Raw genomic sequence first — 23,226 nt, 5'->3', positions numbered from 1 at the left:
GAAATTCGTCCGTCCGTTTCAGTCCCATAGTTCGTCTCCTTTGCTGCAATAAATGCTATCAAAGGAGCGGCAGCAAACCGCGACACGTCCATTCCGACCAACAGGATATGTTGTTCCCCCAAGCATGCTTTGGAAACGCTTGATCCATCGCAAAGTCCCCAATCCTGCCAGGCACTAGACTGACCGTCGCATTCAACGATCTGGCAAAAGCTATGAAGAAGAGTTCGCCCATCTTTTTTGCTCTGGTAGTCATCGTGGTTGCTGGCGCGGTTGTTTACTCCGTCATCTCCCAAGACGGCGATCAATTGCCGAGTGGCTTCGTACAGGGTAATGGAAGGATTGAGGCAGAGCAGGTTGAAATTGCGCCAACGATCGCCGGGCGTGTTGCCAAAGTTCTGGCACCTGAAGGCGGCATGGTCGCCGCCGGTGATGTACTTGCCAGGATGGATATAGACGAATTGTCTGCAGCGCTGGACCGGGCAAAAGCCGAGGTCGCCTTGGCGCGCCAGACAAAAGCAGAAGCTGAAGCCTTGGTTCTGCAACGCCAAAGTGAGCAACGTCGGGCGGCGCAGGAACTTGAACGTGCTACAGCGCTACTGACCGGGAACAATATCTCTAAGACAGTTTTTGAGGAACGTGAAACCATCCACCAAGTTGCGTCTGCTGTGTTGGGTGCCGCCAAAGCCCGAGTTGCAACCGCAGAAAGCCGGATTGCCGCTGCAGAAGCCGAGGTGCGCAGGATTGAGGCGCAAATCGAAGACAGTTCCTTGCTGGCACCAATGCCGGGTCGCGTTCTTTATCGATTGGCCGAGCCGGGCGAGGTCGTCGGAGCGGGTGAACCGATCCTGACCCTTCTCAGTCTCGAGAACGTGTATATGGAAGTTTTCCTTCCTGCGCGGGAAGCCGGGCTGTTGCCGATTGGAGCCGAAGCTCGCATCGTGCTTGATGCTTTACCCGAATACGCCACACCTGCATATGTCAGCTTTGTTTCTCCCGAGGCGCAATTCACGCCCAAACAAGTCGAGACTCTGGATGAACGCGAGCAACTGGTCTTTCGTGTCCGCGTTCGTATCCCCCAGGACCTGGTTGAAAGCCGGATTGAACACGTAAAAACGGGCCTGCGCGGCATTGCCGTGATACGGATCGATCCCACCAGCGCATGGCCCGAGGCGCTTGAACAGCCCATCCCGCAAGAGCTGTTCGAATGAATGCCACAGTCGCCTCGTCAGAGTTTCGAATTGCCGGTGTTACACACAGGTATCGAAAACACATCGCGTTGAACTCTGTAACCTTGGACCTTCCAACCGGACAGCTTGTCGGCTTCATTGGCCCAGACGGGGTGGGCAAGTCCACATTGCTTGGGTTGATCACCGGTGCAAAAAAGCTTCAATCCGGATCAATCGACGTTCTGGGCGGAGCGATTGATGAGCCCACTCATCGTAGACGAATATGCCCTGCGATCGCATTCATGCCGCAAGGTTTGGGTCGGAATCTCTATTCAGAACTGTCGGTACGCGAAAATTTGGAGTTCTTCTCGGGCCTTTTCGGACAGGGACACGACGAGCGTGACGCCCGGATCACCGCATTGCTGACAGCGACCGCGCTTGCACCATTTGAGGATCGCCTGATGGGCAGGCTTTCTGGTGGAATGAAACAGAAGCTTGGCCTGTGCTGTGCGTTGATTCATGACCCCAAACTCCTGGTTCTGGATGAGCCAACAACCGGGGTTGATCCGTTGTCGCGTCGACAGTTTTGGGCATTGATCGACGCTATCCGAACGGAAAACCCCAAGCTCTCTGTCCTTGTGTCTACAGCCTATATGGAGGAGGCCGAAGGCTTTGACTGGATCGTCGCGATGGACGCAGGTCGCGTCATCTTTCAGGGTAAACCCGCCGAATTGAAGCGTGCCGATAAGGACTTCGAAACTGCGTACCGACGCTTGCGGGCAGACGAGGCATCTGGTTCAGCGCCGGGTCAATCAATCGTTCGACAGATCAAATCGGATCCCGTGATTACTGCACGCGGGCTGACACGGCGCTTTGGCGATTTCATCGCCGTGAACAACGTTGATTTCTCGATCAATCGCGGAGAGATTTTCGGGTTTCTGGGATCAAACGGATGCGGAAAATCCACGACGATGAAAATGCTGACCGGTTTGCTGCCTGCAAGCTCAGGCGAGGCATTGTTATTCGGCAAACCCGTTGACGCCAGGGATCGAAAGGTGCGCCGCGAGATTGGGTACATGAGTCAGGCGTTTTCATTGTACGGTGAATTGTCAGTGTATCAGAACCTTCAGTTGCACGCCCGGATTTTCGCAATCCCTGACCGCGACGCGCGCATTTCGGAACTGACGGAACGATTCGGACTCGGCACGCATCGTGATACCCTTGCGGCCGCCCTGCCCCTTGGGATCAAACAGCGCCTGTCGCTGGCGGTTGCGATCATCCATCGCCCGCGTGTGCTGATATTGGATGAGCCGACATCCGGAGTGGACCCAGAGGCGCGAGATACGTTTTGGGCCTTGCTCGTCGAGTTGTCCCGACAAGACGCGGTAACGATCTTTGTCTCCACCCATTTCATGGCAGAAGCAGAACGATGTGACCGTGTTTCGTTTATGCACGCAGGCCAGGTCTTGGCAGAAGGCACACCAGCCGAATTGATCGCCGCTGAAAGCGCCGACAGCCTTGAGGCTGCGTTCATCTCAATTCTGGAGGCGGCAGAAAGACCGGCGCCGGTTGAAGCACCGAGAGTTGATTTGGCCACCAATTCCAAACACGTCGGTGGCAGTGTCGGGCGCGCACTGGCCTATACGCGACGCGAGGCCGTCGAGGTGGCGCGCGATCCTGTGCGCCTTGCCTTTGCGTTTCTTGGGTCAGCCATTTTGATGTTGGTTTTCTGCTTTGGCATCACGCTTGACATTGATGAACTGGACTTTGCCGTTCTAGACCTTTCTCAGGGTCCTGAGAGCCGTGCCTATGCAACTGAGTTCGCGGGGTCGTCCTATTTCAAACCCACGCCGCCATTGGAAAGCGCTATGGAAGGCCACAACCGGCTCCAGGCAGGAGACGTTTCACTGGTCTTAGAGTTGCCACCGAACTTCGGTCGTAAGCTGCGCACAGGCGAGCCAACACAGGTCCTCGCGACAGTCGATGGTGCCATTCCGTTCAAAGGCGAGACCGTTGAAGGATATGTCGCGGGACTGCATCAGTCCTTTCTGGACGAACACGCCCGAAAGACGGGGCAACGGGACTTCGAGATTGCCCGGATAGAACCGCGATTTCGCTACAATCAGAGTTTTGAAAGCATTGCAGCAATGGCCCCGGCCATGCCGGCGATTTTGCTTATCATGTTGCCGGCCGTCTTGACGGCGGTCAGTGTCGCGCGTGAGCGTGAGCTGGGATCTGTGGTGAATTTCTACGTAACACCGACAACCCGGCTCGAATTCCTGATTGGTAAGCAAATTCCCTATATTGCAATTGCTTTTGCAAACTTTCTGTTGCTGGCAGCGATGACCATTCTCGTCTTCGGTGTGCCGCTCAAAGGCGATCCCATTCCGCTAGCGGTTGGTGCGTTTTTGTATATCTGGGCAACGACGTCCTATGGATTGCTGATTGCCACAATGACATCCAGCCAGGTGGCAGCGACATTTGCGACAGCCATCGCCTCGGTTGTGCCGACCATCCAGTTCTCGGGCCTGTTGCAGCCCGTTTCCACTTTGGAAGGGGGGGCTCAGTTCATCGGCTCGCTCTGGCCATCTTCCTATTTTCTGCACCTGAACGTCGGCGCGTTCACCAAGGGCTTGGGGTGGGAATCACTTGCCCCGGACATTCTTGCGCTTGCCTGTTTCGGTCCAGTGCTGACACTCGCCGCCGCCCTTTGCCTGCGCGCGCAGGAGAAGTGAATGCAGCGCCTTTTTTGCATATTCTGGCTGGGGTTGAAGGAAATGATGAGCCTGCGCCGCGATTGGGTGATGATGGCCTTGCTGGTCTGGTCATTCACGCTGGCTCCGATCATGGAAGCAACAGGCGTTGCAAGCTCGGTGAATAACGCCTCAATCGCATTTGCAGATGAGGATAACTCTCCACTATCGCGCACCCTTGCCACTGCGTTTTTCCCACCGGAGTTTCAACCGGTCGTGCAAATTGAACCGGGGACCGGCCCAGCGCACATGGATGCCGGGCGGTTTATCTTCATCGTTGCCATTCCTCCAGGTTTTGAAAAAGACCTGCGTGCCAGAAGCACACCAGAGATACAGGTTCTGATAGACGCCACGGCTATGGAGCAGGCAGGTATCGGCGCCAATTACATCACCAATATATTGAGCGCTGAAATCCATCGCTTTGCAGTTGGTGTCGACCTCGTAGATCCTCCCGCAATCAATGTCATTCTAAGAAGTGCCTTCAACCCAAACAGAGATACGGTGCGTTTTGCGGGCATCGTTGCGCTGATCGGTCAGATCATGTGGCTCACGACCATTCTGACCGGCGCTGCCATGATCCGGGAGAGAGAGCATGGAACAATTGAGCATCTGCTCGCCATGCCTCTAACTCCGCTCGACATTGCGATGGCCAAAATCTGGGCCAATGCGGCCGTTGTTCTGATCGCTGCGGGGTTATCGCTGACTTTTGTCATGCAGGGTTCGTTGGACATTCGTATCGCCGGATCAAAGATACTGTTCCTATTTGGAACCGCACTTTTTCTGTTTACAGCCACGGCGCTTGGGGTATTTCTGGCGACGATTGCGCGCTCAATGGCGCAATTTGCGCTTCTGGTCATGCTGATTGTCCTGCCAATGCTGATGCTGTCCGGAGGGGAAACACCCGTCGAGGGGCAACCAGGCTGGTTGCAAGCCGGAACGCTGTTTCTGCCATCGCGCCACTATATGTCAGCCAGCCAAGCAATTGTTTTCAAAGGTGCTGGAATTGAAACGGTCTGGCCGGAATTCGTTTGGATGGCTGTGTTGGGTCTGGCCCTGTTGATGACAAGTCTGGTTATGTTCAGACGGTCAGTCGCCCAGATGAGTTGATATCAACCGACCGTGTATGTTGTGGACGGGCGTATTGTGAAACGACGGCGCGAATTACCCAGTGAATTTGATCTCGGTTAATGAGAGTGCACCTCTGGGTGTGGTAAAATTAATCACCGTCTTCTTTTCCAGGGAGAGTTCAAATGCCCACAAAATCAGCCGAAATCGAGACACAGGAAGCCCTTACCGACGTGTTGAAATCCATGCAGGGCATGATGTCCATGAACTCCGCGGTGACGCCGCAGATTGAGCAGTTTTGGAAAGCGCAAGACCACCTGCTGAGCGAGGCGGAGGAATACTCCCGCCTCTGGTTCAAGCGCCGCCATGAGGCTGCACGCACCGCGCTGCAAACTGCCCGGGAAGCTACGTTTGGCGACAACCCAGATCCAAGCAAAACGATGCAAGCCGTCGCCGAATGGCAACGCCATTCCATGGAACGAATGGTGGATGACGCACGTGAATGGTTCGAAATGATGTCGCGCTGTGCAAAATACGTAAGCGAAACAGAAGCAGACATCATCGGCGAAAACATGGAAGCTGCCTCCAAGGTCGCAGGCAAAGCCAAAAGCTGAGACCGACTAAACCCGTTTGACGCAGCCCGTCTTCTACGGGCGCGGAGCACTGTGACCCTCCACGTGTCGCTGGCCAAACCGAGTGGCCACGATTGCGGAAGCGCTCTGACAGTTTTTCGTGTGTACCCAAACATGACTGAACATGCAAAGTTGGGACCAAGCGTTCGAGTTTGACGAAAATAAGTGCCCGGTGTTTTGGGCAATCTTTCGCCCCCCCTTTCAGTTCCCACCTATCCCGCGCTGGGGTCTGGGACAATTTGGGTCAACGGGACAAACAAGCGATAATCTGGTCCGTTTCCGGTCTCCTGCGGGTTCGTTGTGGCATTTGGATAACCAGAGATCGGTCGGTTGGGAACAATTTGGTGTGCGCAGCTGTCAGCTCGCCTGTGGCCAAGGCGTCTTCGATCAGGCACAGGTGTCCCATCAGTATACCTGCGCCGGCCTTCGCCTCCTCTACGGCCAGACTGTAGAGGGAGAATTGAGCACCGCCCTTGGCACTATGCAGGTCATAGCCAGAGTGTTGGGCCCATTTGGTCCAATCTTCGTTCCACACCAGATCGTGCAGCAACGGTACGCCCAGAAAACCGTTTGCGCGGCAAACTTGGTCCTTAAGCGCCGGGGCGCAAACCGGCACGATCTCGTCCGGGCAAACGACCACCTGATTGGCCGTGCCGTCCGGTGGAGCGAAGAAGATTGACAGGTCGAACAGTTCGCGCCCCAGGCTCGGCGGCGCTTCCAGCGCAGTGACGGAAAAACTGATGTCAGGAAATTGAGATCGGATCTGGCGCAGCCTTTTGGGAAGCCAGAGCTGAGCAATGGCCGGTAAAGCAGCGATATGAAAATCTGCATTGGGTTTAAGGTTGCGCAGCGCACGGGCCGCGTCGGCCAATTGGTCAAAAGCCCGGGTAAATCCAGCGACCAGCGATTGCCCCTCGGGTGTGAGTTCGACGCCTTGCGTTTGACGCCGGAAAAGGGGTGCTCCGGCCCAGCCTTCCAGCGTTTTGACGTGTTGCGAGATTGCACCCGGTGTGACGTTCAACTCTTCTGCCGCTGCGACAAAGCTGATGTGGCGCGCCGCCGCCTCGAAAGCGCGCATTGCGTTCAGTGGGGGCCCTTTGGGGCGCTTTGGGGAAACGCTCATCACCATAGCCTTAGTTTTTCTACGCCAAGAAATAACAAATCTGCTTTGCGAAGTCACGCAGCAGCAGTCACAGTGGAAGAAACAGGAGGATGTCAGATGACACTTGCACATAGAGACTGGGTGCCCGCCGCAAGCGAAACGCTGGTTCAGAATATCGCAACAAAGACAGCATCGGCCTCGTCTGGCGACTTATTGGGCCTGATCGCGCATCTGGCAGAGGAAAACCGCCGCATTCACGAGAAAGAATGTTTCAACCTCAACCCCGCGACTAATGTCATGAACCCCAAGGCCGAGGCGCTTTTGTCGTCGGGCATCGGGTCGCGGCCTTCGCTGGGCTATCCCGGTGACAAATATGAAATGGGGCTGGAAGCAATCGAAGAAATCGAAGTTATCGCGGCCGAGCTTTGTGCAGAGGTCTTTGATGCCCGATTTGCAGAGGTTCGCGTGCCGTCGGGCGCAATTGCAAATCTTTATGGCTTCATGGCGACCTGTAAGCCGGGGGATACAATCATTGCTCCGCCCGCAACGATCGGCGGCCACGTGACCCATCATACCGCGGGCTGTGCGGGACTGTTCGGCCTGCGCACGATCGAAGCCCCGGTTAACACAAATGGTTACACAGTCGATCTGGACCAGCTGCGCGATCTGGCGCGGGCTGAGCGCCCCAAGCTGATCACGATCGGTGGAAGTCTGAACCTTTTTGAACACCCTGTTGCCGAGGTGCGGGCCATTGCGGACGAAGTTGGTGCGAAAGTCATGTTCGATGCCGCGCATCAGTGCGGGATAATCGCGGGGCGTGCCTGGTCGAACCCGTTGAACGAGGGCGCGCATTTCATGACCATGAGCACCTATAAAAGCCTTGGTGGACCAGCAGGTGGATTGATCGTGTCGAATGATGTCGACATTGCCAAATCATTGGATGCTATTGCTTTTCCCGGGATGACAGCCAATTTCGATGCCGCCAAAACGGCCGCTCTTGCGGTTACCATGCTGGATTGGAAAGACTTTGGTCAGGCGTACGCGAACGAGATGATCGCACTGTCAAAAGCACTGGCCGCAGCGTTGGATGCGCAGGGTGTTCGCGTCTTTGAGGGTGCGGAAGGCTTCACCAATTCGCATCAGTTCGCGGTTCTGGCAGAGCCCTATGGCGGAGGGCAGGCGGCATCGAAGAAGCTTCGCGAAAGCGGGTTTCTTGCATGCGGCATCGGATTACCTGTCAAGCCGGTTGAAGGGGACTTGAATGGGTTGCGGATTGGCACTCCTGAATTGGTTCGCTGGGGCATGACCTCTCGAGATGCTGATCGCCTCGCCGATTTGATCACGCGAGGACTGGACGACGCGCCTGTCGCTTCGGAAGTCTCTGCCTGGCGCAGTGAATTCGACACGCTGCATTTCGTGAACTAGGCGCAAGCGGCCACCACATCCGCCCGGTCTGGTGGCTGCTCTTAACTGTTTTCCTGAATTATCGCGTCAATCCTAGCCAATGTAGCAGTGTTGACGGCGACACCTTTTTGACCTGCGGCAAGGCGACATGCACGGCGCCCATCTCCGGGCAGGTGCGCGCCGTCCTGATCTCTGATCGACACGACCAGATCCGATATTGCGGTTGAAAACAGTCCATTTGACGAAACCGCAGGGTCAATAGCGATGAAGAACTGCCCGGTTTTCGGTGGACCCCCGACCGTTCCCGAGAACGGAGAGGCATGCAGCCCAAGAGTAGATCCTGTCAAAGCGGCCGCCATGATTTCAGTCAGCAAAGCGATACCCACACCTTTGTACCCGCCGGATGGGGCCATGCTTCCTTTCAGACCGACATTCGGGTCTGTTGTCGGGTTTCCGTCCGGGTCCAGTGCCCAGCCGACCGGGATGGCCTTGCCTTCTCTGGCGTGTTTCATCACTTCGCTTTTGGCGATGGTGCTGGCGCTCTGGTCAATCAGCAACGCGGGTTGCCCGTCTGGACCCGGTACCGCAACAGAGAACGGGTTGGTGCCGACAACGGGCTTCGATCCACCCGAAGGTGCAATGGATGCTGGTGCATTGGTGAATCCAAGACCAACCAGACCCGCCTGCGCCAGTCGATACGTGTGATAACCCAACACACCGCAATTGTAGCTGTTGGTGATCGCAAGGGCCGCGATGCCCTGTTCACGAGCCGCCGGGATCAATGCATCAAAGCCCATTTCAATGGCTGCATGTGCGAACCCGGTCGCAGCGTCTACGCGGATAAGGCCGGGGCGCGGCGTTTCCAGCGTCGGTACTGCCTGACCGTCAACCTTCCCGCATTGTACGTGTTCACAGTAGATCGGGATATAAGCCAGACCATGACTGGCCACCCCATCCGCTTCGGTTGCCGCAGTGGCCACGGCCAGAGGGCGCGCGCTTTCTTCACTTGTGCCAGCGGCAACCAACGCGGTGAAGGACAGCTTTTCGATTTCGGCAAGCGACAGGGTTTGGGTCTCGGTCATCTGATGATCCTTCAGTCATTGTCCGACAGGCCGGAACCAGCGCCAAGCAGTCGGGATTCTTCAGTTGCAGGGGCATATGTACGGTGCGCCATGGAGTTGAGGATCTGCCACGCCTCTGCATTTGGGGCGGCACGGCTTAGCAGGGGGCGACCGTATTGAATGTGGTCGCCCTCGGTTATCTCAACATGATCAGCGCGGTCCAAATTGCTGTCTGCACAGCTTAGATGAACACCATCAGTTGTCGCAGAATACCCGTCGAAGGTGACTTTTACTGTCTTTCCCAGCTTTTTGGCCCCCGCAGCGACAAAGGGCAGCAACAGCAGCGGTGCTGCGAGATTTGAAATCGCAATGGTGCCTTGGGACAGGACGGTCGGGGAATCCGATATCACAGCTCCGGTCATCAGGGGGCACAGGTCTTGTTCGCCAACCCATACTCCGTTCGGAAGCACAGGAATGTGGCGTTCCAGACAGGGCGCATATTCACGTTTGAGCAGTTGGGCCAGAATAGCGGGCCCGTCGAACCCTTGGGCGCTTAGCCAACGGGTGGCCTTTGCAGCCTCTTCCGCCACGCCCCAGGCATATCCGGCCCCGCGGGTTGCACGTTTGGCGGTTGCTTCGACTTCGTTCAATGAAAAAGTCATTGTGCAACCTCCGGATAAACCCACAAATCTGAGTTTGCGGTATTTAGCTCATCAGGGTAGGGGGCGCCGGCATACATGCAGATGCGGACCCAGCGATCTGAACGAGGGTCGAAATGCGTCGCGCCAAAGAAGGACAGCTTTGCGCGCAACATATCGATGGGCATCACTTTCGCGCCGATTGTGTTGTCATGAATCTCACCATATGGCGCGATACGGCTGATTTGGGCGCGGCGCACGGTGTGGCGGTGCTCGGGGTGGCGCAAAAGAAATTCTGCTATCGGCGCATCATCCGGCCAGTCTTGCAGAGCCCTGAAAGCCATCGCCGCATCACGCGCGGGCGCGAGCGGTTGTTCATAGTCCGCAATTGGTTCTTCAAACCGTTCACCCAGTCGGGGTTCAAGTTTCTCTTCGGAAACGTACCAGGCGCGCGCGCAGTTTTTCGGATCACTCCAATCAAGATCCAGCGCCCAGTCAAAACTGTTCCGGATCAAGGTACGCACCCCTGACACCGGCATTGTTCCATCAATAACCTGTGCAGCCGTGTTTGTGTCCGCCATGCAGCTGGACAGCCCATCCACGACATCTCCGTAAGGCTCAAGGATCAGCGAGGCCAGCAACTCCTGGCCTTCTTCGCTGAGCGCGGTTTCCGACCATCGGATCATGCGATCCCACGGATGGTCTCGTGTCAGGTCGTCTGTAGCCAGAAATACGTCGATCGAATTCAGGTCGTCCTTCAGTGCCGCCAGTTTTTCCACCTGTATCGGATGTTCGGATTGCCACCACGCGATTGACTGTTTGCTGCGCGCGAATACGTCGCGAAAGACGCACGCGTCTTTTTCGGTCGCTGTCTTAATTGACCGCACGCGCGAGATGGCCTCTTCCCGCGCCATGATCCAGTTGTTGAACAGAACGGGATGGTTCACGATGAACGGCGCCATTCCCAGTCCTGTGGAATTTCCGATGCCCAGCCAGCGTGCGATTTCAGGATCAAGCTCGGCGGTTTGATCCCCACCTTTGACCTGCGCCATATATTGCACCAGATCGCGTACAAAAATCCGGGTCAGGTACACCGACAGCATTTCGATCTGGAAGGGACCGCTGACCTCATCCCGGTCCGCCGTTTTCTCACGATCCGCAGCGCCGAATTTGCCCGACCCGTAAACAGCCGTGGTCCTCATCAGATAGCCGACCTGATAAATCTGTTCCAGGTCCGGTTGTTGGCCCGCAGCCAGACGATCCACCACATGAGCCCAGAGTCGCACGGAACGGTTGGCGCGTGACAGTGACAATTCGGTTTCGCTGACACGCCCTGCCTCTTGCAGCGGTACGTTCCGCGACAGCCGATCAATGTCTTCTAGCGTCGGGATACCGTCGAACAGCGCAAAGGTGGCGTCCCAGGCTTCGGCAATAACCCGGTCTGACCGTTGATCGGCAGGCAGGTCATGGGCAAATGCTACCAGCGAATAGGCGCGATCGGGGCCTTGCGCGGTATAGACCGCATGGCCGACACCTTTGTCGTCAATTTCGAATGCAGGTCGCGAGAAGCTCCAGTTTTCATCGGCCATGCGGCGTGTCAGTTGCCGCATAAAGCTGAGCCGGCATTGATGCAATGATCCCAGCCGTGACAGCCGCATGACCGTAGCGGGGTCACGTCTGGCGATCTCTGTCTGCGCGTGTGGTTCCATTTGGCTACCTTTGTGGGACGAAGTTCTCGGCAAAGAACCGATACCAGTTCCTGCCCATGATCCCGGCCACTTCGTCATCGTTCAGGCCGGTCGCGCGTAACCCTTGTTCGATGTTTCCAAAGTCTCGGTTGTCCTGAAACCAGCCCGGCATTGGTGGAAACCCCGGAGCAGAGGCCGAGCCTTCGCCATAGTCGATTTCTTTTGTCCACCGCCCCACACGCATCCATTCAACGATACTGTCAGGCTGATCCTGGCACAGGTCAGTGCCGATCCCCAGATGTTCGGCCCCGTATTTATCCGCAGTGCGGGCGATCATCTCGCAAAAGCTTTCCAGCGTGCAGTCAGACTTGTCCTTCAGGTGGTGAGGGTAGACCGAAAAACCCAGCATCCCACCGTTTTCAGTCACGGCGCGGATGACATCATCTCGCTTGTTGCGCAGGGCCGGGGACCAATCGTGCGGATTGGCATGCGTGATTGCGATGGGCCGGTCTGAGAGTTCAGCCGCCTCGATTGTGGACCGGTCAGCCGAATGGCTCATGTCCACCACAAGGCCCACGCGGTTCATCTCTTTGATCACCTGCTTGCCCATTCGGGTGATGCCGGTGTCTTCGGCCTCATAACAACCGGTCGCCAGCAGGGATTGGTTGTTATAGGTCAGTTGCATGAACCGCGCGCCCAAATCGTGCAGGATTTCAACCAGCCCGATGTCGTCTTCGATGGGCGACGGGTTCTGAAACCCGAAAAACACGGCGGTCCGGCCTGTTTCACGGGCCGTGTCGATATCGCCGGCCCACCGCCCTTTCATGATCAGATCCGGATATTGCTCGAACCAACGGTTCCATTTCTCGAAATTCAGAACCGTTTCTCGGAAATTCTCATGATAGGAGATGGTGACGTGGATCGCGTCCACGCGCCCTTCGCGCAATTGGCGAAATATCTTCTCCGACCAATTGGCATATTGCAGGCCGTCGACCCTCATCAGACGGGGCCCGCGCTGATATAGGCGGTTTTGACCGTCGTATAGAATTCAGCCGCTGCCTTACCCTGTTCGCGTGGACCATATGAGCTGTCGCCCCGGCCACCGAAAGGCACGTGGTAATCGGTGCCAGCGGTGGGCAGGTTAACCGTCACCACGCCGGTGCGCGCGTTGCGGCGGAAATGGGTGGCGCGGGCCAGCGACTTGGTCACGATGCCCGAGGTTAGGCCGAAATTGGTGTCGTTGACCACGCTCAGCGCTTCATCATAGCTGCCGACCTTGATGACGGATGTAAGCGGTGCGAACATTTCTTCGCGGTTGATGCGCATGTCGTTGGTGGTGTTCAGGAACACGCCCGGCGACATGTAGAACCCGTCATGAGGCATCTCCAGGCGCTGACCGCCACAGGCCAGCTCGGCCCCTTCGGATTTGCCCAGGTCGACATAGGCGAGGTTTTCATTCAACTGCTGCTGGCTGACGACGGGGCCCATCTGCACGCCTGCTTCCAGTGCGTGACCCACTTTCATTGCCTGCGCACCGGCAACCAGTTTCTCGACAAAGGCATCGTGGATGTCCGCGTGAACCACCAGACGCGATGAGGCGGTGCATTTTTGACCGGTGCCGCCAAAGGCCCCGCCCAGTGCCAGCGTCACTGCCAGATCCAGATCGGCGTCGTCCATCACCGCCAGCGCGTTTTTGGACCCCATTTCCATCTGAACCTTGGTCAGGTTCTGGATTGCTGCGGCGGCGATGCCTTTGCCCACGGGCACCGATCCGGTGAAGGAAATCGCATTGACCTTGGGGCTTTCCACCAGACGTTGCCCGACCGAACGGCCGGAGCCCATCACAAGGCTGAACAGACCTTTCGGAATATCCTGCCGTTCGATGATTTCAGTCAGGGCCACAGCCGAGGCGGGGGTGATGTTGGCAGGTTTCCACACAACCGCGTTGCCATAGCACAGCGCCGGGGCAATCTTCCACGAGGCCGTTGCAGTGGGGAAGTTCCACGGGCTGATGATTGCGACAACGCCAACAGCTTCGCGGCGCACATCCACTTCGATATCGGGGCGCACGGAATCGGCGTTCTCACCGATCTGGCGCAGGCACTCGGCGGCGTAATATGTGAAGAACTGACCGGCCCGGAAAACCTCACCCTTGCCTTCGGCCAGCGGCTTGCCTTCTTCGCGGCTCAGCAATGTACCCAGCTCTTCGGCGCGGGTCATCAACTCGTTGCCGATGGCGTTCAGGGCGGCCTGTTTCCGCTCCAGCCCGTAGGCAGCCCATTCGGCCTGCGCGACGCGCGCCTGATCCAGCGTCGCCTCAAGCTGATCGGCGCTGGCCTGTGTGAACATGCCAACCAGATCGCTTAGATCCGAAGGATTGCGGTTTTCAATTTCGCTTTCGCCCGCCAGCCATTCGCCGGCAATCAGGTTCAGTTTGGTCACGTCAGGCCCCAAATTCGCAAATTTCGATTTGGGCCAGGATGGAACTTTCGGCTAACATCAGTCAAACTCAAATAACTTTAGGAAGCTTCAGAAAGTTTGAAGTATGGCGATGAAAGTCGAGATGCTGCGGTGTTTTTGTACCGTGGCCCAAACCGGAAACCTTGCCGAGGCTGCCAGCCGTCTGGGTCGGACACAATCCGCCGTCTCAATGATGCTGAAGCAGTTTGAAGATCACTTGGGCAAGAAACTGTTTGAAGGTGAACGGAAAAATCACCTGTCGCCGCTGGGTCAGCAGGTTCTGGACCTTGCTCTCAAACAGGTGCGCGATTTTGATCAGACTGTTCAGAACATAGAAATGGCGGCGCAGGCGGAACATGGGTTGATCCGTATCGTATCCGTGCCGTCGGTGGGGGCCTTGGTCTTTCCCGCCTTGCTGGGACATATGACATCACGCTTTCCGGGGTTGAAGATCGAGTTGCGAGACGGGGATTCGCAACAGGTTCTGGACGCCGTCGCCGGGGACAAGGCGGATATCGGCATTGCATCTGGCCATCATCCCCTGAATGGGGTCAGTGCCGAGCCGCTTTTTCAGGATCGTTTTGGACTGGTTGCAGCATCCGATCATCCGCTTATGACACGGGCCAAACCGCCCGAAATCTGTGACCTGATGGCGGCACCCTTCGTGCGAAACGCCTTGTGCGACATTATTGAATCCTCCTCGTTCAAAAAGATTCTGGACAGGGCCGAGGTTACCATTCACAACACGCATTCCCTGATCACGACTGTCAGGGCAGGCCAGTGGATCACGGTCCTGCCGCAGACCGTCGCACAGTTCATCCCGGATGCGGTCGCCTTTCGTCCGATTTCAGATTTGCCAGACAAGCGAGAGGTATATATTTACCGTCGGGAAAGAGCCCGCTTCCGCGAGATCACCCAGGCCTGCTGTTCGTATATCCTGTCGAGCGGTTTTGGAAACGCTGGCTTGGTGCAGGAGCCAGTTTTGGATTAACCCTGCTCAAAAGCATAAATTAAATAGGTTCTAGCAGACTCGAAGCGGCGCACATGCTAGGTTCCTGAATGAAGTGGGGGACTTCAGAGGGGCAACATGTCTCAGGACCTGAGGGGCTGGCTGAGCGCAATTGGATTAAACGAGTACGCGCAGGCCTTCGCAGACAACAAAATCGATTTCTCCATCCTGCCTGATTTGACGGCCGAGGATTTGATCGAAATTGGGGTGACGGCCGTCGGTGATCGGCGGCGGCTGCTGCGCGCCATCGAACAGATTGATGCCAGCCAAACCTCAGCAGAACCTGAATCTGCTGCACAGCTCGAGCCCGCGCGGCGACAGGTTACTGTGATGTTTGCCGATCTGACCGCATTCACGAAACTATCCAGCGAGCTGGATGCTGAAGATCTGCATGCGCTGCTGAATCAATTCTTTAGCAAAGTGGACAATGTCGTCGAAAAATACGGTGGTCGTATAGACAAGCATATCGGCGATGCGGTCATGGCCGTCTTCGGAGCGCCGATTTCACACACCAATGATACCGAAAGGGCCGCGCGTGCTGCTGCCGAGATACATGCAGCTCTGCCGACCTTGTCACCGCCGCTTTCCTGCCACATCGGTATTGCCTCGGGTCAAGTCATTGCCAGTACGACCGGAAGTCAGTCGCATACGGAATACACCGTTACAGGAGACGGGGTGAATCTGGCGTCCCGCCTGACGGATATTTCCGCGGGGGGTGAGACTCTGGTTTCACACGACATTCAGCGCGCGTTGGGGCCGCTATTCGTGGGCGAATCCATTGGTGTGAAGGCCATCAAAGGGCTGAATGATCCCGTTGAAGTCTGGCGTCTGGATCGATTGGCCCGGAACATTCGCACACGGCGTCACAAATTCATCGGGCGCGAGCGGGAGTTGTCGGTGTTCTCGGCCACATTTGACCGATGCAAGCGTCACGGCAAGGGCGAAGTCCATGTGATCCTGGGTGAGCCCGGGATCGGGAAAACCCATTTGTCCGAGCAAGTTGCTGAGCTGGCATCCGGCCAGTCCTACACGATCCACAACGGTGTCGTGATGGATTTCGGCGCGCGCGAAGGGCATTCGGCCATTCAGATGGTCGCCCGCAGTATCTTGGGTCTTGACCCGGCAGATGGCGCGGAAACAGGTGCCGCAGCGGCCAGGGAGACAATCGCCAGGGGCTGGGTCAGCCCTCCGAACGCCGCGCACCTCAATGCGCTGCTTGAACTGGAGCAGGATTCGGGACTGGCCGAGGTGTTTGCGGTGATGGACAACAAGACCCGCCTGCGCGGACGGCGGCAGGTCATTGAAGAGTTGCTGTCGGCCTGCAGCCAGGAAGCCCCCCTGCTGATCCAGATCGAGGACATCCACTGGGCTTCGCCCGAGATCCTGATGGCCTGCTCTCATATGGCGGCGGCAACTCGGGATATCCCTTGCGTGTTGATGATGACCAGCCGGGCCGAAGGCGACCCGATTGACCGGGAATGGCAAATGGCAACCGATGGCGCGCTGGTATCCAAGATGGAACTGGCGCCGATGGGCGAGGAACAGGCCAGACTGTTGGTCGAAGAATTCACGGCCATCGACCCCGAGTTGCTGGACACCTGCGTCAAACGTGCCGGGGGAAATCCGCTGTTTCTTGAGCAGTTGTTGCGCAATACGGATGTGCTTACACAGCAAAGCGTGCCTGGCAGTATTCAGGGTATCGTTCAGTCCCGACTGGATGCACTGGATCGAAACAGCCGCTCCGCCATTCAGGCAGCATCGGTACTGGGGCAACGGTTCTCTGCAGAAGTGCTGAACTTTATTCTGGGTGAAGGGCATCTGGATACGACCAGCCTGATCCGATCCGCGCTGGTCCGAGAGGCGGGGCCTGACCTCATGTTTGCCCACGCGCTGATCAGGGATGGATCCTATGCAACGTTGGTCAAATCCGAGCGTGCGCGCCTGCATAGGCAGGCCGCCAAGTGGTTCGAGGATCGCGATGCAACTTTGTGCGCACAACATTTGGATCGGGCAGGGGCGAATAACGCTGCACAGGCGTATCTGGAAGCGGCGGAAAAACTGATCCAGGCCTTCAGGTTCGACGATGCCAGCCCATTGATCGAACGTGCCCTGGAACTGCCGTCCCCTGCAGGTGTCCGGTTCGATCTGCTTTGCGCACGGGCTGAAACGCACAGGCTTCAGGGTCTTTCCAGCGACGCACTGCGTGAATTTCGGGAAGCTGCCCGTGTTGCCGAAACCGATGAGCAAATAAGCCGCGCGCATATCGGGCTTGCGCAGGCTGCGCGGCAAGCCAGCCTGTATCAGGACGCGCTGGAGGCGCTCGATCTGGCTGAATCCGCCGCCGAGCGTTGCGGGTCAGAGCGGGATGTCGCTCAGATCAACTACGTGCGCGGAAATGTCTATTTCCCTCTGGGCCGGGACAAGGAAGCGCAGAGCGCCAATGAACGCGCCCTGACGCTTGCCCGCAAACTTGGCTCTGCCCGCCTTGAGGTAGGGGCGCTAAGCGGATTTGGTGATGCAAACTTCATGAAAGCCACCATGAAGACAGCGACAGGCTTTTATACGCAGGCTGTTGAGCGGGCGCGCGAAAAAGGGCTGGTCCGCGATCTGGCTGCCAATCTGCACAATCTCAGCGTCGCGCGCAGTTACACCGGGGACGTCGCACAGGGCAAGGCGGACGCCATTGAGGCTATTGAAGTCTCGCAAAAGTACTTTGCCTTTGTTCCGGAATGCGTTGCACAGACGTGCCTGGGCGTGGCCGAGACCTTTCTGGGCAACCTTGATCAGGCGCTGGACGCGTTCAGTGTTTCAGCCGAAATTGCGGAACGCGTCGGGGCAAAACGTCTTGAGGCGCAGGCCCTTGAACACCTGGCGCGAACGCAGGTTTATGCCGGACAGTCAGACCGCGCGCGTACGACCGGGCGTCGCGCGGTTGAAATCGCGCTTGAACATGGGCGGAACTTTGTAGGGCCCAAAGCTCTGTCGGCTCTGGCAATGGCCGAGACCAACCTTGATGAGCAAACGCGCTTGTTGAACCTGGGGTCTGAAATCATTGCCGAGGGATGTGTGGGGCACAGTCACCTGCACTTTTACTCGGATGCCAGCGCCGTCATGCTGGCGCGCGGCGATTGGGACGCAGCAATTGAATATGCAGATGGGCTTGCAGCCTTCACGACTACCGAACCTTTGCCAATGGTCGATTTATCCATTTGTCAAATACGACTTTTGGCTGAAAGCGGACAGCAGAACACTCCGCCAATACAACACGGGGGGTATGCCGATCTGGCAACGCAGTTTGCCGCTATGGGTATCACGCAATCCCTTCTGGGTTCAGTGGGGTTTCTGGCTGATTAGGTGACACGGCAGGAGGCTGAATGAGCGTTGAAAGAAAGGTGTGGCTGATTTCTGGCTTGTTGACCCTTGGGCTTGGGGGTCTCTTGCTCAAACTTTGGATCGAACTGAATCATTTTGAGGGTGATCCCACTCAACTTCCGGATCAGGCATCAGTGGACGCGTATCTGGAAAAACTGGATGCCGTGCCGGATTACCGCGTTAAAACGGGGATCTTCTTAAAATCATTCAGCTTTCTTGGTGCCAGCGACGTGCAGGTCACCGGTTACGTCTGGCAGCGCTACATCACAGGTGTTCATGATGAGATCCGTCCGGCCGAGGGTGAGATCGGTTTTCTTCTGCCGGAAGCGGTCGATACAGCAAACGGCCTGATCGAAGAGGCCTATCGGCTGCCGCAACAAGATGGGTTGCTGATCGGGTGGTATTTTGAACAAACCCTTCGGCAGAGTTTTGACTACACCCGCTACCCCTTTGATCACAAAACGGTCTGGGTGCGCTTCTGGCCCGCATCTTTTGACATCAATGTTGCGCTGGTTCCTGACTTTGAGGCTTATTCTGCGACCGGCCCGGATGATATTTTCGGCATCGACAGTCAGATCGTGATGGGTACGTGGGAACGTGAGAACACCTATTTCGACTATAAGTTGTCAAGCCTGGATACGACGTTGGGCATCGCTCAGAACGCCTATCAAACCAACATGCCCGAGCTGCATTATAACTTTGTCATCAAACGCAATTTCGCAAACGCGTTCATCGTGCACATGGTCCCGCTGCTTGTCGTGACAATGCTGCTGTTTGGGGCGCTGATGACCGTCACGCGCCGCGAGGGGCTGGCAGATCGGCATGACTTCAGCACGTCCAGTGTAATCGGAACCTGCTCGGTTCTGTTTTTCGTGATCCTGTTGGCCCATGTGCAGCTGCGTGAAGGGTTCGCAGGCTCTCCTGTGATCTATATGGAGTCGTTCTTTTTCCTGATGTACTTCATGCTGCTGGCAGTTTCGGTCAATACATACCTGTTTGCGTCCGACGTTGAGACGTCGTTGCGGATCATCCACTATCGGGACAACCTTATTCCCAAGGCCGGGTTCTGGCCGTTCGTCCTGCTTTGTATGGTGGTGATCACGGCCTATAATCTCAGTTCCAAGGAAAGCCCGAAACCGCCACCAGTCAGCACAGCGGAAAACTAGATAGCCGGCTCGAATCCGGGCTTGGGTTCACCCTGCGCCATATCCAACGTGTAGTCGCTGATGACATCTGATTTGCCGTCACGCCAGTTTTGCATGTACTTTTCAGGATCGGCGATCACATAAGCGTAGGCGGGTTTCATCACCCCATCCAAGATCACGTTGATCTTTTTGCGGATATAGACGTTCTTGGACGAGCCCGGACCATGATAACCTTCCAGCTTATCCAGCTCGTGCAGGCCCGATTCCGTCACCCGGTAAACCTCTCCGCTTACTTGTTTGCCCATGCCCTGCTGATCGACAAGGGTCGCCATTCGGTGCAGGAAGCCACAGTTCGGATTGTCGCAGAACGGTTCATTTGGAACGATCAGGGGCATTGGTTGCCGCGTGCGGGCCGGCCCGACAAAGTCATTCAAGACCCGGCTGTGAGCCTCATGGTTCGGGAACCCCTGTTTCAGGGAGCCGTATGTGAAATACAGATAGGTGGGTTCCTGAACGGCAATAAAGGTTTCGTCACGTCCCTGTTCCGCATCTTTTATCTTAAGATTGTGATCCTGCGCCCAAGCATCCAGCATGGTCCGGATTTCGGGTGCGATATCCACGCCCTGAACAAATTCAATGCACGAGGTTGCATCCATGCCTTTGGCGCGCAACAGGATGTCGACCATCCTTGGGGCTTTGTTCATCACAGCCACATGCAATGCCGTGAAACCGTGATCGTTGACGATATTGACGTCGATATCGCGGTCAATCAAATCCTGTGCCGCTTCATAGTCTGGCTTGCCCAGATCGTGACCGCCTTCGTTCAACTCTCCTTCGCCACCGGCCGCATAATGCAGCAATGAATCGCCGTGGGCCTCGTCCACGATATTGATGCCCACGACACCTTCATCGATGGCGCGGAACACACGTTTCCATTCATTGATATCATCAGCGGCGGCAGCCTCTCGGGCCCATTTGCACACGCGGTATTTTTGGTCGTCCAGTTCTTCGAACGCTTCGCCCAATGCTTCCATGATCTGGTCAGGTGTGGCCATCATGCCAATCCCCATCCGACCGTTTGACAGCCGGCCTTCCCGGGGACCTATGAAATCAATGCCCAGCGTCTTCAGTCTTGCGACATTGTTCTGGGTGGTGATGTTGTTCCACATATTCGTGTTACAGGCCGGGCACAGGATCACGGGCTTCTTCTGGTACTGCCACGCCACAAAGACCGAGGTCAGAAGGTTATCGGCGATCCCGTTTGCCACTTTGCCCATGGTGTTGCAGGTGATAGGAGCGACGATCACGCAATCGGCCCAGTCGCATAGCGCCAGATGAGACGCTCGCACCGGCATGTCGAATTCCATGTAACGGAAGTTCCATTCATCATCGTCGCGGTAGTAGTCGTTATGGGTGATCTTGGCGTCGATCCGTTCAGCTCCGAAGTCCCGAAAGAACTTCTCGGCCGAAGTGGAAGGGATCAGTTTGACATTGTGTCCGGCGTCGACGATGCGCTCAACCAGTTCGGGGATCTTGTCTGCCGCTGATGATCCGCAGGCACAAAGCAGCACGTTGCGTTTGCCGCTGCTTACCTGGTTCATCACACCTTTGGGATAGCCGAACATGTTCTTGTTCAGGCTGGGCGTCTCTTCAAGCTTGGAAACGGGAAGACCCGCTTCGATCATGCGGTCCTGAAGGTGACCCGCCTTGATCATGTCCACAATGTCTTCCAGCTTTTCGCCTTTGCTGATGCATTGGCCTTGGAAAAACAGGTAGGGAACTTTGGGTTTTTCACCTAAAGATATCAGCTGACGTCGCATCTTTATCGCGTTGGGGTCGCGACCGCCCACATCTACCTGCTTTACGCTGGTCGCACCGATGTTCGAAAGAACACTTCTGAGCATGTAGGACCATGGGTCTTCATCTTCATAAAACAGAACCATGGGGTTGTTCCGGATAATGCTGGTGACATCTCCGGGGTCTTCGGGCGGCTCAACCGTTTCGATCACCAGCAACGCCGGGTTTTCCAGATCGCGTAGCCCGCGGAAGATGTTGCCGCGAGGGGCTTGCCAGACCTGTGACGTTGCGGGGCTCATGTCGACGATCGTCACAAGGTCGGTTGCTTCATCATATGCGATACAGAGGCACCAGAATTCTTCGAGCAACGCGGTTTCCCGGTAAACGTTTACTGGTGGGCGGATGGCTTCGATCCCGGTGACCCGATTAAAGTCGATATTGATCATCAGGTGACGGTCCGTAATGGCGTCCAGGCCCTGAAGTTGCATCTTGAACCAGTCTTCGGGGGTATCGATCGATGTGTCCTCGCGCGTTCCGAAACTGCGAAGTGAACTGCTCAGGTGCACGTTTTCGGACCCGTTCAGGTATTTCTGGGCCATGTCGTGCATGTCCGCGGCCGTGGCCACCCGTGAGACAACATCCGTGAAAGAGGCTTCGGTGGCCCGCAGCAGCTCGTCTTCGTCTACCTTGTCGTCGCCGTGAATGGCGAGGCTTTCCACCAATACCCCCAAGGAGTTCATGTTCGGAGTGGCGCGGCGGAACAGGTTGCGCCGTTTCTTGGGGTCTTTCGCCAGATAGAGTGTGCTGTCGACATAGTTGCATCGTTGCCTGAATGTCTTCAGATGCGTCTTGACCGCGGCACGCGCCGAGAAGCGCAAAATACCACGCGACCGCATCGAGGTTCCATCACGGTCCGACATCGCCTTCCAAAGCCGGTCTGCGGTTGTAACCCAAAGCTTGCCGTATTTCTCAGGATGTACGTCCATCATGTGCACCAGCCCAGTGCTTGGGTTGCACTTGGCGATGACGGCAAAATGCCCGCCCGGCATATTCGCTTTGCCATGGGCGACGCCGACCTGAAAATTCGCCACCAGAATATCGTTGTCACCACCCAGCCGGTTGGATTCGTCAATCGCATCCAGCAACAGCTGCACGTTTGTCGTGTCCTCGTCCATGAAATAGGCCTGAACCTGAACCCTGTCCCGCAGGCCCTGCGAATGAATGTAGGTACACGCGACGTCAAACAGCTCACCCAGTGAGATACCGTCATTGACGACGAAAGACGAAGGCAGCGCGCATTCACGGAAAATGTCGTTCACTTCGCAACTGAAGCCCAACGCGGACATGCTGAGGGCGGCAGCCGTCACGCTGCAACAATTGATCGGCTGCTGGAAATTCTGCAATTGAACACTGACCAGATCGCCGAACATCGTGGCGAAGCAGGGTTGCCGGATTTCCTCTGGTATCTGCCGCCAGTTCTCGCTGGACAGAAAAGCCAGCCGCGATCCGTCCAGCGCAAGCGCTTCGAGGCTGACGGGAATGTCCGATATCTGAAGGTGCTCTTCATAGAAATAGTCACCGACATCCGCGCTGGCCAAAGGATTTCCATTCTGCCGCAGCTGAACCACACCGCGCAGAACAACATACATGCCGCTTGCTGGCAGAACCGTGTTGTCGGTCACCTCGATACATTCGAAATGAGGGTTAATAACTGACGGGTCGGCAATCTTGGCCTCGCCCGGCAGAACCTTGTATATCAGGTTCCAGTCTGCGTCATTTGGGATATATGATCTGGACGTTTCAATTTGATCTATAAGCACAACTGTTCCCCCCGGAGTTGCGTTTCAAATGTCTAAGTGCGGCCAGCCGGGGCTTTCGGGTTTTGCGATGTGCAGATACCCGTCATTCTGAATAAAGGGCGGGTCTGTTTTTGC

The 23,226-nt window shown here is 56.5% G+C and carries 15 protein-coding genes; 8 read left to right on the top strand and 7 right to left on the bottom strand.

Going from position 1 to position 23,226, the window contains the following annotated elements; genetic code table 11:
* The first annotated feature begins 212 nt into the window (after nucleotides 1–212).
* From ACR0ES_RS10850 to ACR0ES_RS10835, 4 genes are all read left to right on the top strand, one after another.
* Entirely contained in the window at nucleotides 213–1,208 is a 996-nt protein-coding gene (locus ACR0ES_RS10850) for an HlyD family secretion protein (RefSeq protein ID WP_480483857.1), read from the top strand.
* Entirely contained in the window at nucleotides 1,205–3,901 is a 2,697-nt protein-coding gene (gene rbbA / locus ACR0ES_RS10845) for a ribosome-associated ATPase/putative transporter RbbA (RefSeq protein ID WP_480832793.1), read from the top strand. Before ACR0ES_RS10850 ends, rbbA begins: the two co-directional genes overlap by 4 nt.
* On the top strand, nucleotides 3,902–5,026 hold the full coding sequence (locus tag ACR0ES_RS10840) for an ABC transporter permease (protein ID WP_480870614.1): 1,125 nt from the start codon (nucleotides 3,902–3,904) through the stop codon (nucleotides 5,024–5,026).
* Nucleotides 5,027–5,169: 143 nt separating this feature from the next.
* Nucleotides 5,170–5,598, top strand: coding sequence for a phasin family protein (locus ACR0ES_RS10835; protein WP_480488186.1), 429 nt, complete (start codon nucleotides 5,170–5,172; stop codon nucleotides 5,596–5,598).
* A 262-nt stretch (nucleotides 5,599–5,860) separates the two neighbouring features.
* On the opposite strand, the gene ACR0ES_RS10830 is transcribed toward ACR0ES_RS10835, so the two are convergent.
* The gene (locus tag ACR0ES_RS10830; protein WP_480870612.1) at nucleotides 5,861–6,739 is read right to left on the bottom strand and encodes a LysR family transcriptional regulator; all 879 of its coding nucleotides are present in this window, start codon (nucleotides 6,737–6,739) and stop codon (nucleotides 5,861–5,863) included.
* 96 nt (nucleotides 6,740–6,835) lie between these two features.
* Between ACR0ES_RS10830 and ACR0ES_RS10825 the strand changes: the two genes are divergently transcribed.
* Entirely contained in the window at nucleotides 6,836–8,143 is a 1,308-nt protein-coding gene (locus tag ACR0ES_RS10825) for an aminotransferase class I/II-fold pyridoxal phosphate-dependent enzyme (protein WP_480773939.1), read from the top strand.
* A 41-nt stretch (nucleotides 8,144–8,184) separates the two neighbouring features.
* Here the strand turns inward: ACR0ES_RS10825 and ACR0ES_RS10820 are convergent, their stop codons facing one another.
* Genes ACR0ES_RS10820 through ACR0ES_RS10800 form a run of 5 tightly spaced genes read right to left on the bottom strand, consistent with a single transcriptional unit; the run spans nucleotide 8,185 to nucleotide 13,951 of the window.
* Nucleotides 8,185–9,204 (bottom strand): Ldh family oxidoreductase, encoded by a 1,020-nt coding sequence (locus tag ACR0ES_RS10820; RefSeq protein ID WP_480483863.1) that lies wholly within the window; start codon nucleotides 9,202–9,204, stop codon nucleotides 8,185–8,187.
* An 11-nt stretch (nucleotides 9,205–9,215) separates the two neighbouring features.
* On the bottom strand, nucleotides 9,216–9,845 hold the full coding sequence (locus ACR0ES_RS10815) for a DUF3726 domain-containing protein (RefSeq protein ID WP_480483864.1): 630 nt from the start codon (nucleotides 9,843–9,845) through the stop codon (nucleotides 9,216–9,218).
* Entirely contained in the window at nucleotides 9,842–11,530 is a 1,689-nt protein-coding gene (locus ACR0ES_RS10810; RefSeq protein ID WP_480559498.1) for a hypothetical protein, read from the bottom strand. The genes ACR0ES_RS10815 and ACR0ES_RS10810 overlap by 4 nt, the downstream gene beginning before the upstream one ends.
* A gap of 4 nt (nucleotides 11,531–11,534) precedes the next feature.
* Entirely contained in the window at nucleotides 11,535–12,509 is a 975-nt protein-coding gene (locus ACR0ES_RS10805; RefSeq protein WP_480773942.1) for a membrane dipeptidase, read from the bottom strand.
* Nucleotides 12,509–13,951, bottom strand: a complete 1,443-nt coding sequence (locus tag ACR0ES_RS10800; protein WP_480870610.1) for an aldehyde dehydrogenase family protein — start codon at nucleotides 13,949–13,951, stop codon at nucleotides 12,509–12,511. The genes ACR0ES_RS10805 and ACR0ES_RS10800 overlap by 1 nt, the downstream gene beginning before the upstream one ends.
* A 103-nt stretch (nucleotides 13,952–14,054) precedes the next feature.
* On the opposite strand from ACR0ES_RS10800, the gene ACR0ES_RS10795 reads away from it, so the two are divergent.
* The 3 genes from ACR0ES_RS10795 to ACR0ES_RS10785 all read left to right on the top strand — a co-directional run bounded on the left by ACR0ES_RS10795 (nucleotide 14,055) and on the right by ACR0ES_RS10785 (nucleotide 19,516).
* The gene (locus ACR0ES_RS10795; RefSeq protein ID WP_480773944.1) at nucleotides 14,055–14,960 is read left to right on the top strand and encodes a LysR family transcriptional regulator; all 906 of its coding nucleotides are present in this window, start codon (nucleotides 14,055–14,057) and stop codon (nucleotides 14,958–14,960) included.
* A 96-nt stretch (nucleotides 14,961–15,056) separates the two neighbouring features.
* Complete coding sequence (locus ACR0ES_RS10790) at nucleotides 15,057–18,332, top strand: adenylate/guanylate cyclase domain-containing protein (RefSeq protein ID WP_480870607.1); 3,276 nt, start codon at nucleotides 15,057–15,059, stop codon at nucleotides 18,330–18,332.
* A gap of 20 nt (nucleotides 18,333–18,352) precedes the next feature.
* Complete coding sequence (locus ACR0ES_RS10785) at nucleotides 18,353–19,516, top strand: hypothetical protein (protein WP_480474678.1); 1,164 nt, start codon at nucleotides 18,353–18,355, stop codon at nucleotides 19,514–19,516.
* Here ACR0ES_RS10785 and ACR0ES_RS10780 read toward each other — a convergent pair.
* Entirely contained in the window at nucleotides 19,513–23,112 is a 3,600-nt protein-coding gene (locus tag ACR0ES_RS10780; protein ID WP_480870604.1) for a flavoprotein, read from the bottom strand. The two genes, ACR0ES_RS10785 and ACR0ES_RS10780, sit on opposite strands and share 4 nt — an antisense overlap.
* Nucleotides 23,113–23,226 lie beyond the last annotated feature (114 nt).

Source organism: Ruegeria sp. N7 (assembly GCF_056531345.1).
This window is presented reverse-complemented; position numbering and strand designations above follow the sequence as displayed.